Origin of the sequence: Deinococcus detaillensis, assembly GCF_007280555.1 — a bacterium.
GTDB lineage: Bacteria > Deinococcota > Deinococci > Deinococcales > Deinococcaceae > Deinococcus > Deinococcus detaillensis.
This window is the reverse complement of sequence record NZ_VKDB01000013.1, coordinates 87393-98747: the sequence shown is the minus strand read 5'-3', so window position 1 is coordinate 98747 and position 11355 is coordinate 87393. Positions and strand designations below refer to the sequence as shown.

At 61.2% G+C, this 11355-nt stretch carries 10 protein-coding genes, 2 tRNA genes and 1 pseudogene; 7 read left to right on the top strand and 6 right to left on the bottom strand.

The window, feature by feature from the left end:
* Positions 1–222: 222 nt before the first annotated feature.
* Complete coding sequence (locus FNU79_RS12220; protein ID WP_143721104.1) at positions 223–2109, bottom strand: menaquinone biosynthesis decarboxylase; 1887 nt, start codon at positions 2107–2109, stop codon at positions 223–225.
* 118 nt (positions 2110–2227) lie between these two features.
* Here FNU79_RS12220 and FNU79_RS12215 point away from each other — a divergent pair, with 118 nt between their 5' ends.
* A complete protein-coding gene (locus FNU79_RS12215; protein WP_143721103.1) occupies positions 2228–2476 on the top strand; it encodes a DdrH in 249 nt (82 codons plus the stop codon).
* A gap of 54 nt (positions 2477–2530) precedes the next feature.
* Here FNU79_RS12215 and FNU79_RS12210 read toward each other — a convergent pair whose 3' ends face one another.
* Together FNU79_RS12210 and FNU79_RS12205 are read right to left on the bottom strand one after the other, a co-directional pair.
* The gene (locus FNU79_RS12210; RefSeq protein WP_124869307.1) at positions 2531–3079 is read right to left on the bottom strand and encodes an HNH endonuclease; all 549 of its coding nucleotides are present in this window, start codon (positions 3077–3079) and stop codon (positions 2531–2533) included.
* Positions 3080–3177: 98 nt separating this feature from the next.
* Positions 3178–3909, bottom strand: coding sequence for a MarC family protein (locus tag FNU79_RS12205; RefSeq protein WP_143721102.1), 732 nt, complete (start codon positions 3907–3909; stop codon positions 3178–3180).
* Between the two features lie 46 nt (positions 3910–3955).
* On the opposite strand from FNU79_RS12205, the gene FNU79_RS12200 reads away from it, so the two are divergent.
* The 3 genes from FNU79_RS12200 to aceA all read left to right on the top strand — a co-directional run bounded on the left by FNU79_RS12200 (position 3956) and on the right by aceA (position 6103).
* A complete protein-coding gene (locus FNU79_RS12200) occupies positions 3956–4369 on the top strand; it encodes a RuvX/YqgF family protein (RefSeq protein WP_143721101.1) in 414 nt (137 codons plus the stop codon).
* A gap of 35 nt (positions 4370–4404) precedes the next feature.
* Positions 4405–4581, top strand: a complete 177-nt coding sequence (locus FNU79_RS19150) for a hypothetical protein (RefSeq protein ID WP_185974699.1) — start codon at positions 4405–4407, stop codon at positions 4579–4581.
* A gap of 208 nt (positions 4582–4789) precedes the next feature.
* The gene (gene aceA, locus FNU79_RS12195; RefSeq protein ID WP_143721100.1) at positions 4790–6103 is read left to right on the top strand and encodes an isocitrate lyase; all 1314 of its coding nucleotides are present in this window, start codon (positions 4790–4792) and stop codon (positions 6101–6103) included.
* A 122-nt stretch (positions 6104–6225) separates the two neighbouring features.
* Here the strand turns inward: aceA and FNU79_RS12190 are convergent.
* Together FNU79_RS12190 and FNU79_RS12185 are read right to left on the bottom strand one after the other, a co-directional pair.
* Positions 6226–6301, bottom strand: a tRNA-Phe gene (locus tag FNU79_RS12190).
* Positions 6302–6304: 3 nt separating this feature from the next.
* Positions 6305–6380: transfer RNA gene (locus FNU79_RS12185), tRNA-Asp, on the bottom strand.
* Positions 6381–6649: 269 nt separating this feature from the next.
* On the opposite strand from FNU79_RS12185, the pseudogene rplS reads away from it, so the two are divergent.
* The 3 genes and pseudogenes from rplS to FNU79_RS12170 all read left to right on the top strand — a co-directional run.
* Positions 6650–7114, top strand: a pseudogene (rplS, locus tag FNU79_RS19455) (50S ribosomal protein L19); the annotation flags it as partial.
* Between the two features lie 325 nt (positions 7115–7439).
* Positions 7440–8426: a malate dehydrogenase gene (locus FNU79_RS12175; RefSeq protein ID WP_143721098.1), complete on the top strand. Its 987-nt coding sequence runs from the start codon at positions 7440–7442 to the stop codon at positions 8424–8426.
* 101 nt (positions 8427–8527) lie between these two features.
* Entirely contained in the window at positions 8528–10117 is a 1590-nt protein-coding gene (locus tag FNU79_RS12170; protein WP_143721097.1) for a serine hydrolase, read from the top strand.
* 69 nt (positions 10118–10186) lie between these two features.
* On the opposite strand, the gene FNU79_RS12165 is transcribed toward FNU79_RS12170, so the two are convergent.
* Entirely contained in the window at positions 10187–11353 is a 1167-nt protein-coding gene (locus tag FNU79_RS12165; RefSeq protein WP_143721096.1) for a prepilin peptidase, read from the bottom strand.
* Between the last annotated feature and the right edge of the window lie 2 nt (positions 11354–11355).

Genomic DNA, 11355 nt, shown 5'->3' with positions numbered 1-11355 from the left:
AGACCGAGCGTGAATCTGGAGTTCATTCGGGGGAATGAACCGCTCACCTGCTCCTGTCGGAGCAGCCCTCATCGTCACTTACCGTTCATCTGTCATGCGTCTCGCCTCACTCGGAGGCTCAGAAACAATACCCCCCTTTCCCATTCTTGTCAACTGTTTGTCACTTACAGTTCCACGAGGTGCTTAGGGAAACCCAAAATCCGGCTGTGAAACAGCGCTCAGTCAGCTTTGAGCGCCACGTAAATGCTCTGGCAGAGGGTAGAGATGCCACAACGCTTCGACCCGCCGAACCACCTCTGCGTTCATGTTAATTTTGGGCGGCCAGACGCGCACAAAGCCTTCCTCAGGAAGCTTGGGGGTGCCGTCCCAGACGAGCAAATCACCTTGCACGCTGACGTCGCGTTCAGGATCAATGTTGTTGAGAATCGTCCACCACACATCGCCCGCATCGTGAACGTCGGTCTGGTCGTCGGTGATGAGCAGGTGGCGCACGCCTGCTGCCGCCGGATCAGCGGCAAATGCAGCGGCCAACGCTGCCGTTTGATATGGGCGGGTTTTGGTCAGTGAGACGTACCAGTACCCATCTGGGGTTTGAAGCTGATCTTTGACGCCTTCAAAGCTGGGGAGCTCGCGGTTCAGCTGCACAGCGGGAATGCTGGCTTCCTCTCCCAGCTGGTCTTTCCCCGCCTGATCGCCCTGCTGTTCCCGGCTGCTCAGGGCCGAGCCAAGTTCTTCGGGGAGTTTACGGGTGGCGTCGAGAATCAGTTTGCCGCCGTAACTCCAGGTCCGACTGGAATGGTCGAGAGCGTCAATCGGGCCGCGTGACACGAGGCTGTCTCGGCCCGGCTCGACCAGTTGCGCCACCCGCTGCCACACGGCAGACATCTCATTGACCGTCACATCGTCGTCCACCACCACGATGACTTTGGCAAACATCATCTGACCAAGGCCCAGCAGACCGTTGGCGACTTTGTAGGCGTGACCGGGGAAAGCCTTTTTGATGCTGACCACCACCAAGTTGTGGGCTACGCCGACGGGCGGCATGTGGTAATCGCTGATTTCCGGCAAGATCAATTGGGCGGCGGGCAAAAACAGGCGCTCGCTGGCTTCGATCAGGTAAGCGTCTTCCATCGGCGGGCGGCCCACGATGGTCGCCGGGTAGACCGCTCCCCGGCGCATGGTCACGGCGGTGACGTGAAAACGCGGGTAGAGGTCAGGCAGGGTGTAAAAGCCGGTGTGGTCGCCAAACGGCCCTTCCATCACCCATTCTTCTGCCGGGTCGACGTAGCCTTCCAAAATAAACTCGGCGTTGGCCGGCACCTCCAAATCAACCGTGACGCCTTTGATGACCGGGTAGCGCTGGCCGCGCAAGTAACCCGCCAACGCAAATTCGTCCAGACCCGGAATCGGCGGCAGTGGCGCGGTGGCGGCGTAGATCAGGGCCGGGTCACCGCCGAGAGCCACCGCCACTTCCAAGCGCTGGCCCAGCTTCTTGGCTTTCTCCAGATGCTTGGTGCCGGTTTTGTGGCGCTGCCAGTGCATCCCGGTGGTGTTTTTGCCCATCACCTGCATCCGGTACATGCCCATGTTGCGCTCGCCGGTTTCGGGGTCTTTGGTGATGACCAGCGGCAGCGTCACGAAGGGGCCGCCGTCGAGGGGCCAGCACTTGAGGACGGGCAATTTGGTCAAGTCCACTTCGTCGCCGGTCCAGACGACTTCTTGCACGGCGGCGCGGCTCACCCGCTTGGGCAGCAAATGAGCGGCGTCGCCCAGTTTGGGCAAGTTGGAGAGCAGGCCGCGCAGCCCGCCGCTGCCTTTGATGTCGATCAGGGCGCGGACCCGCACCGCCAGTTCGTCGAGGTCGCTGACGCCCAGTGAAAGGGCGGTGCGCTCGCGGGTGCCCACCAAGCCGATCACGACGGGAAAAGCGCTGGGGCTGCCGTCCATCAAACGGACGTTCTCGAAGAGCAGAGCCGGGCCAGCGCCTTTGACCATTCGGTCGGCGATTTGGGTGATTTCGAGGTCGCTGCTGACGGGGGTGCTGATTCGCAGCAACTCACCCCGCGCTTCGAGGAGGGCCATGAACGAATGAAGGTCAGGAAAAGCCATGAGCGCAGTCTAGGGGCTATCCCGCCAACTTCTGTCCGCTCGCTTACCAGATGCATCCAGTTCAAAAATCAGCTTGTAAACTTACATTCCTTGAGTGTGGTTGTGTTAGATTTGGACGATGATGAATCCTTACGTGGAATGGTTTGAGAATCTGCGGGCCGAGTACGGCGAGCAGCTCAAGCAAATGCCTTTGCCCGAAGGCTTGCCCGAACACCTGCGCGATTTGATGGCCAAAGGTGACGACGAAGCGGTTTTGTTTATGCTCAAACTGGCTTGGCAGCTCGGCGCTCAGGCGGGCTTCAGTGCGGGCCACCAGCAATCGGGAGCAGAAATGCCGCACAAAAAGAGCACCAACGTTCAAGCTTGAAGACATGAACTTAAAAGAAGTGCTGCCCACGGTAACGGGCGGCACTTCTCTTAATCACAGATTCAAATACTTGTGCCACTCGTTGCGGTCCTGGGCAAACTGACCCTGCGCGTAAAAGCCGAAGCTGGGGGCGCGTGGTCGCAGTCTCAGCGGCATAGCGGCCTGCTCGGGGGTACGGTCGCCCTTGCGCTGGTTGCAGGCGCGGCAGGCCACCACCACATTCTCCCAACTGTGCCGCCCGCCTTTGGAGCGCGGCTGCACGTGGTCGAGCGTCAGATCACCCTTCTCACCGCAGTACTGGCAAGTGTAAGCGTCGCGCCTCAGCACGTTGCGGCGGTTGAAGGGAATCGGGTGGATGCGCGGGCGGCGGATGTAGCGCCGCAGCCGGATCACGCTGGGCACCGCCAGAACCGTGCTGGGTGAGCGCACCACGTCGTCGCTGTTTTCCAGGACTTCGGCGACACCGTACTGAATGAGAGTGATGGCCCGCTTGGCACTGGTGACGTGCAGCGGTTCGTAAGAAGCGTTCAGCACCAGCACGCGCGGCACGTTCAGATTCGTGGCCACCCGTAAAGGCGCAGCAAAAGTCTCTGGCCCGTTCATTGAATTATTTTAAACGCAAATCGTCAGCAAAATGTTGCGCCGAACAGCTTAGGCGGCCTAAGCGTCAAGGCGCAGGTGTAAGCCGCAGCTTTCGCGGATTAGGCGAGAAATCCCTTGACTCCATCGGCGACGTACTGCACCGCCAAAGCTGCCAGCAGCACGCCCAATACTCGGGTGATGACGTGAATGCCCGACTCGCCCATCAAGCGGGCGATGGGCCCCGACAGCCGCATAGCGAGGTAGCACAGCACCAACACCGCCGCCGTGACCACGAAGACCCCGCCGAGCAGCAGCGCCTGTCCGTGCGCTCCGCCCGCCAAGATCATGATGCTGGCCAGCGTGCCGGGGCCAGCGATCAGCGGAATGGCCAGCGGAAACACGCTGATGTCGGCGGCGCTGCTGAGGTGGGCCTGAGCAGTCGGAGTCGGCGCAGCCTTAAGGGCTTCTGTCTTGGGAGCTTCCGTTTGAGCAGCTTCTCCCTGCGCTTCGTGCGGATCGGGCATCTGGTCTTTTTGCGACGGCTCGTGGCTGAGGTTACCGCGCCCAAAGACCATATCCAGCGCGATCAGAAACAGCAGCACGCCGCCCGCCACTTTGAAAGCGTCGAGGCTGATCGCCAGATAATCGAGCAGCGGTTTGCCGATCAGCCCAAACGTGAAGATGATTCCGCCGGCCACCAGTGAGGCTTTGAGGGCAATCGAGCGGCGATCTGCTCTGGAACGGTTGCTGGCCAGGCCGATGTAGAGCGGGGCCAGCCCGATAGGATCCATGACCACCACCATGGTCAAGAAGGTTTGCAGGGCAATACTGGTGAGGGCAACCGTGTTCATGGCCCTAGCCTATGACAGCGATCCTGGCAGCCGCTACACTTGGCGCATGAGCCAGCCGAGCCTACCCGTTTTCCTCGCCCTCGATGTCAGTAAAAATCGGGTGGGCTACGCCGTCAATAAAGGCGCGTTGGTGTTCGGGCGCGGCAGCTTTGACCGCACCCGGCTGCCCCGCGATCTCAAAGCCATTTTGCACAAGCAGCGCCAAGAGGCCGCCGCCGTGTTGGTCTTGGGCTTGCCGCTGAGCATCGACGGCTCGGCCAGTCCAACGGCTGACCGGGTGCGCTCGTTTGGGCGCGAGCTGCAAAAGGTGGGAGCCGAGGTGGTGTACCAAGATGAGCGCTTCACCACACGCCGCGCCCGCGAGCTTGGCGCAACCGACTTGGATGAAGCCGCCGCCGTGCAGATTTTGGAACTGTACGTGCAGGGGCGTGTGGCGCAGCTACAAACTCAAGCAGAATAACGAAGCTGCAGCATAAAGAAGCTCTAGACTGAAGCATGAACCTACTTTCAGCTGTGCGTTCGCTGCTGATTCGCTTGTTTGCTCGGCCCACCCGTCCCGACGATCAGCAGGGCGACCACCTCGCCGCCGTGACCGCTCCGCACGGCCCCCGCCCGCGCAAGGGCGGAGCGCACGCGCCGCTCCCGAAGGTGGACGAAGAAGTGCTGCGGTAAGCTGCCGAGCTCCGAGTGGTGTACTTCCCCGCCCGACTACACCACTTCTCCGGTGTACGCCTCAAATCAGATAACGCTGTCCAGCACGGGTACAACACGCCCCGAAGCAGCTCAGCTCTGCCAGCATGAGACATTCAAAAGAAGGCCCGACACTTCAGAGAACGGCTCTGAAGGCAGGGACTTCTTTCCCTCACAAGGAGAGCCGACCATGACCAATCCCCGCACGCCCGCCGAGATTTTGGAAAAGACCTGGAAAACCAAAGAGCGCTGGCAAGGCATTCAGCGCAACTACAGCGCCGCCGAAGTGGTCAAGTTGCGCGGCAGCCTCCACATCGAGCACACGCTGGCCAAGCACGGCGCACAAAAGCTGTGGCAACTGATGAAGCAAGAAGACTTCGTCAATGCCCTCGGCGCACTGACTGGCAATCAGGCCATGCAGCAGGTCAAAGCCGGCCTCAAGGCCATTTATCTGAGCGGCTGGCAGGTGGCGGGCGACGCCAACAACGCGGGCCAGATGTACCCGGATCAGAGCCTTTACCCGGCCTCGTCGGTGCCGGACGTGGTCAAGCGGATCAACAACACCCTGCGCCGCGCCGATCAGATTCAACATTCTGAAGGTGAGGGCGAGATCGATTACTTCGCGCCCATCGTGGCCGACGCTGAGGCCGGATTCGGCGGGCCACTCAATGCCTTCGAGCTGATGAAGGCGATGATCGAGGCGGGCGCGGCGGGCGTTCACTTTGAAGACCAACTCGCCTCCGAGAAAAAATGCGGGCACCTGGGCGGCAAAGTTTTGGTGCCGACCAGCCAATTTATCCGCACGCTGAACGCCGCCCGCTTGGCCGCCGACGTGTCGGGCGTGCCGACGGTGCTGATCGCCCGCACCGACGCCGACGCCGCCAACCTCCTGACCAGCGACATCGACGAGAACGACAAAGCCTTTTGCACTGGCGAGCGCACCCCCGAGGGCTTTTTTTATGTCAAACCCGGCATGGAGCAGGCCATCAGCCGCGCCTTGGCATATGCACCCTACGCCGACGTGATCTGGTGCGAAACCAGCGTGCCGAACTTGGACGACGCCCGCCGCTTTGCCGAGGCCATTCACGCTCAGTTTCCCGGCAAACTGCTGGCCTACAACTGCTCGCCCAGCTTCAACTGGCGGAAGAACTTGGACGACGAAACGATCGCCAAGTTTCAAGTCGAACTCGGCAAGATGGGTTATAAGTTCCAGTTCATTACGCTGGCGGGCTTCCACAGCCTCAATCACGGGATGTTCGAGCTGGCTTACGGCTACGCCAGAAACCAGATGAAAAGCTTCGTGGAGTTGCAGGAAAAAGAATTCGCGGCGCAGAAGCGCGGCTTCACGGCGGTCAAGCACCAGCGCGAGGTCGGAACGGGCTACTTTGACTTGGTGTCCAACGCGGCGGCGGGCGGCAAAAGCAGCACCACCGCGCTGGCGGGCAGCACTGAAGCGCAGCAGTTTGGCGAGAGCCATAAGGAGCTGGCCGCCGCACACGACTAAATTTTGAGTAGATAACACAACACAGAAGCGGGAAGGGCCTTTACCGGTCTTTCCCACTTCGACGTGCTGATTCTCAGAGTGCAAAACAAAAACCCCCCGCCAAAAGACGAGGGAGTTTGAGATGGTGGCAAAGGCCGGACTTGAACCGGCGACCCAACGATTTTCAGTCGTTTGCTCTACCGACTGAGCTACTTTGCCATCTGGCGGTCCGGACGGGATTTGAACCCGCGACCTTCTGCGTGACAGGCAGATATGCTAACCGCTACACTACCAGACCAGATATTTCGCGCTTCGGAACTGAACTTCAGACCTCGGCGCAGCCGCTTTCGCAGCGGGTTAAAGGATAGCCGCGCCCTGAGGCATTGTCAACCACGACACCTCCGCGCCGCAAAGAGGGCTTTACCTTGCGCTCCTGTGCCCTTATACTTCTGAGGTTGCCCCGGCGAAGGCCGAGCGGCGAGGACAGCAGCACCCGCGACTGTGAACACATCTGCTTGCCGCGTGGCAAGAGGTGGTGTGATCCGCCAGCGCAAAGGAGAACCAACCATGACCAAGAGCAGCATCCCCAGAATCAACCGTGGCGCTATTTTGCGCTCCATCGAGCAGCCGCACATCAAAGCCGATGCGCCGGATTTCCAAGCGGGCGACACCGTACGCGTGGAAACCAAAGTGGTCGAAGGCACCCGCACCCGCGTGCAAGCCTTTGAAGGCGTCGTCATCGCCATCAATGCTGGCGGCAGCCGCAAAAGCTTTACGGTTCGCAAGATTTCTTTCGGCGAGGGCGTGGAGCGCGTGTTTCCCTTCAACACCCCGCTGATCAGCAAAATCACCATCTTGGAGCGCGGCAAAGTGCGCCGTGCCAAGCTGTATTACTTGCGCGAACTGCGTGGTAAAGCGGCCCGCATCAAGAATGACCGTGGCCGCGTAATGAAAGACGCCGCCCGCGATCAGCGCACCAAAGCCGCCGCCGCCGAACAAGCAACGCTGGACAAAGCCGCGCAGGAAGCCCAAGCTGCCAAGGACGCCGAAGCCGCTGCCAAAGCTGCCCAAGAAGCTGCCGCCGCTCAGGAAGCTGAAGCCGCTGCCCAGGAAGCAAAGGCCGCAGAGCAAGCTGCCGCTCCGGAAGCAGCCGAAACCGAGCAAACTGCTCCCGAAACCAAAAGCGAATAACCGCTTGCGGGCTCAGCTCCACTCTCCACGTGAGGGTGGAGTTTTTTGTTGGCGCTACGCCACGCCGCCGTTACCCACAAAGGAACCTGAACCCGCTGACCTCGCCGGGTGGGGTAGCATAAACGCGCATTCAAATTCCTACGCAAGAACTCAGGAGGAACCATTCATGAAAGAACCTGTACGTGTGGCCGTCACCGGCGCAGCTGGACAAATCGGCTACAGCTTGCTGTTCCGCATCGCGGCGGGCGACATGCTCGGCCAAGATCAGCCGATCATTTTGCAACTCCTCGAAGTCACGCCCGCCCTCAAAGCGCTCAGCGGCGTCGTGATGGAACTCAACGACGGCGCGTTTCCTTTGCTGCACGGCATTGTCACCAGCGACGACCCGATGGTGGCCTTCAAAGACGCCGACTACGCGCTGTTGGTCGGCGCAATGCCGCGTAAGGCCGGTATGGAGCGCGGGGACTTGCTGTCGGCCAACGGCGGCATCTTCAAGCCGCAGGGCGAAGCGCTCAGCGAAGTGGCCAGCCGGGGCGTGAAAGTCTTGGTGGTCGGCAATCCCGCCAACACCAACGCCCTGATCGCCCAGCAAAACGCCCCCAAACTGGACGCCGGGCAGTTCACGGCGATGGTCAGACTCGATCACAACCGCGCCATTTCGCAGCTCGCCGCCAAAACGGATTCGCTGGTCAGCGACGTCAAGAACCTGACCATCTGGGGCAATCACAGCTCCACCCAGTACCCTGATTTGTCGCAGGCCACCGTCGGCGGCAAGAAGGCGCTGGACTTGGTCGATCAGCAGTGGTACGAAGAAGAGTACATCCCCACGGTGGCCAAGCGCGGAGCCGCCATCATCGAGGCGCGGGGAGCCAGCAGCGCGGCGAGTGCGGCGAGCGCGGCCATCGACCACATGCACGACTGGGCGCTGGGAACCAAAGACGGCGAGTGGGTCAGCATGGGTATTCCTTCGGACGGCAGTTACGGCATTCCCAAGGGCCTGATCTACGGCTTTCCGGTCACCGTCAAAGGCGGCAAATACGCCATCGTGCAGGACTTGCCTGTCAGCGACTTCAGCCGCGCCAAAATGGACGCCACTGCCAAGGAACTGGAAGAAGAGCGGGACGCCGTGCGGGATCTGGGCTTAGTCAAGTAACCCAATCCACCTGAGCAGCAAAGCAGCGCCAAGCGGCTTCCAAAGTGGGGCCGCTTTTTTGGGCTTGCAACTCTGAACGCCCTTCACGCATAGTCGTAAGCATGAACAAGTTGCTTCTCACCGCCCTCCTCGGCATCACTTTTGGTTCTTCTACTTTGGCTCAGACGACCACAGCTCAGACGACCGCCCAAACTGCTGCGCCAGCGACCAGCACCGCCGCTCTCACACCGCAGGCCGCACTGACCCGCTTGGCAGCGGCGGACAAAGTGGAAGCTGGTTGGTTTACGCCTGATTTTGCCAGCGCTCTGCCGCAAGTGGCGGGCGGCTTTCGGAGCTTTAAAGAGCAGTACGGCGCGTTCCAGAGCGTGGACGACCTCGGTAGTAATCGCTACCGCCTGCGCTACGTGGGCGGCACAGTCACGGTGGAGACCCAGCTCAACGCGGCAGGCCAATTCACCAGCTTGTTTTTGCGGGGACAGCAGGCCAACACCGCGCCCACTTCAGCTGCCCCCGCTCAGCCCGCGCTTGCAACCCCCACGGCCCCGCCCACTTCAGCCGCTCCGACTTCAAACGCGGCAACCACTGTGCAAGCCGCCCTCACGCGCCTTTTGTCAGCCAAAACGCTCAGCCCCGAGTGGTTTTCTGCTGACTTCCTCAAGCAGGTGCCGGTGACGCAGCTCTCCCCCATTTTGGCGAGTGCCAGCAGCGGCCTCGGCACCTTTCAAAGTGTGGAAGCGGGCAAGGACGGTGGGTTCACTGCCAAATTCACTGACGGGACTTTACCGATCAAGGGAGCGAGTGTGGACGCGCAGGGCCGCTTCACTGGACTTCTGCTCGGCGCGGGCACACCCAACCAAAAACCGAACTTGGCTGAGTCCATAAGCGCTTTTGGCAAACTGGCCGGGCAAAACAGCGTGGTGGTCGTCGAAAACGGCAAGGTGACGGGCAGCCTCAATCCAGATCAAAAACTGGCGGTTGGCTCGGCCTTCAAACTGGGCATCATGGCCGAGTTGCTGGCCCAGATGAAAACGGGGCAGCACCAGTGGTCGGAAGTCACTACGGTGCAGGCACAGGATAAAGCCTTGCCCAGCGGCTTCTTGCAGACGTGGCCCGACAACGCCCCGCTGACCTTGCAGAGTTTGGCGACGCTGATGATCTCACAGAGTGACAACACCGCCACCAACGTGCTGCTGCGTTTGGTGGGGCGCGGCGGCGTGGCCAAGCGGCTTGGACAAGCAGCCTTGCCCAACACCCGCGAATTTTTCGCCCTCAAGAATCCGGCCAACAAAGCGCTCTTGGACGCCTACCTCAGTGGCAACGACGCCCAGAAGCAAGCGGTGCTGGAGCAAGCCGCCGCCGCGCCGCTGCCGAGCGTGAGTTTGTTTGCCGCAGACGCCATCACCTCGCCGCAAGTGGAATGGTTTGTGCCGGTCACGACGCTGTGCGGCCTCATGAACGAAGTCGCTGCCCTGCCGCTGATGCAAGTTGAAGCGGGCGTGGCCGATCCCAGCTTGTTTAAGACGGTCAGTTACAAAGGCGGCAGCGAAGGCGGCGTGCTGAACTTGACCACGCAGGTGACGACGCAAGACGGGCGCACGGTTTGCGTGAGCGCCACCAGCAACGACAGCAAGTCGATTGACCAAGCCGCCTTTGCAGGGGCGTACAGCAAGGTGCTGCAAGCGGTGCGGTAAATGGATATGGGGAGCAGGCTTGCCACTCGGCCCGCTCCCCACTTCTATGCGTCCACTGCTCAGGGACGTCTACAGCCCCAAATACCCCTGATAAGCCTCAATAATCGCCGCGCCCCACAGCAAGGCCACCACCGCGCCTATCGCCAAATACGGCCCGAATTTGAGTTTGTTTTCGCCACCGGTAAAGCGCTGGATCAAGCCCAGCACCGCGCCCGCCACCACCGCCACTGCCAGGGCCACCAGCAAGCGCTCGAAACCCAGAAATGCCCCGATGACGGCGGCCAGCTTCACGTCCCCAAAGCCCATCGCGGTGGGGTCGCTGGGGCTGTCGTCGTCCTCGGCGGTGTCGTTGGAACTGCTCAGCCACCAGTACGCCCCCGCCAGCAGACTGAGAGCCCCCGCAGCGGCGAGGCCACCTTGAAGACCCGTCAGCAGCGAAAGGCTGCCACGTGCGCTGAAAAAAGCCAGACCCAGCAGTGAGCCGCCCAGCGTCAGCAGTTCGGGAACGCGCACGACTCGCCGGGCCGCGACATTGATGACAGTGGAAATGACGCCCAGTGCCGCGCCGCCCGCCAAAGCCGCCCACCAACTGCCCCACAGTCCGCCGAACAGCACGCCGCCAAAGAGGGCCAGCGCGATCTGCTGATAGCCAATCGGCACCTCGGGGTACAGGCGCTCACGAAAGCGCCGCAGTACCCAACCGCCCAGCAAGCTGATGACGACCAGCACGCCCGCGCCCATCAATGCTCCGCGTAGGGCCGCTTCAAAATTGGGCAGAGGGGAGAGGGCCGCGCCGTTGACCGCGCCAAAAATCAGGCCGATGGCGGTGCCGGGGATGGTCAGCTCATCGGGAATGGTGTAGGTCTCAAAGTCAACGATAGAGGCGACCAGCAAAATGGTAAACAGCAGGCACAGCCCGACGACGCCCGCGCCGAAGCTGCTGAGCGGAAACAGCAGGGCGATGGCCGCATAACCGAAGCCGCTGATCAGCTCGATGATGGGATAGCGGGCACTGATCGGCGCTTTACAGTAGCGGCACTTACCGCCCAGCAAGGCCCACGACACCACCGGCACCAGATCTTGCGGGCCGAGCTGGTGGTTGCAGTTGGGGCAGTGGCTCGGCGGAAAAGCCACGTTTTCGCCTCTGGGCAAGCGCCAGATCAGCACGTTGGAAAACGAGCCGATCAGCAGGCCCAGGACAAACAGAACGATGACGACGTACACATCCAGATTCACGG

Excerpts from the sequence above, each read along its gene's own strand:
- FNU79_RS12215 (WP_143721103.1), top strand. The coding sequence starts at position 2,228 with ATGATGAATCCTTACGTGGAATGGTTTGAGAATCTGCGGGCCGAGTAC.
- FNU79_RS12205 (WP_143721102.1), bottom strand. The coding sequence starts at position 3,909 with ATGAACACGGTTGCCCTCACCAGTATTGCCCTGCAAACCTTCTTGACC.
- FNU79_RS19150 (WP_185974699.1), top strand. The coding sequence starts at position 4,405 with ATGAACCTACTTTCAGCTGTGCGTTCGCTGCTGATTCGCTTGTTTGCT.
- FNU79_RS12220 (WP_143721104.1), bottom strand. The coding sequence starts at position 2,109 with ATGGCTTTTCCTGACCTTCATTCGTTCATGGCCCTCCTCGAAGCGCGG.
- FNU79_RS12170 (WP_143721097.1), top strand. The coding sequence starts at position 8,528 with ATGAACAAGTTGCTTCTCACCGCCCTCCTCGGCATCACTTTTGGTTCT.
- FNU79_RS12210 (WP_124869307.1), bottom strand. The coding sequence starts at position 3,079 with ATGAACGGGCCAGAGACTTTTGCTGCGCCTTTACGGGTGGCCACGAAT.
- FNU79_RS12175 (WP_143721098.1), top strand. The coding sequence starts at position 7,440 with ATGAAAGAACCTGTACGTGTGGCCGTCACCGGCGCAGCTGGACAAATC.
- aceA (WP_143721100.1), top strand. The coding sequence starts at position 4,790 with ATGACCAATCCCCGCACGCCCGCCGAGATTTTGGAAAAGACCTGGAAA.
- FNU79_RS12200 (WP_143721101.1), top strand. The coding sequence starts at position 3,956 with ATGAGCCAGCCGAGCCTACCCGTTTTCCTCGCCCTCGATGTCAGTAAA.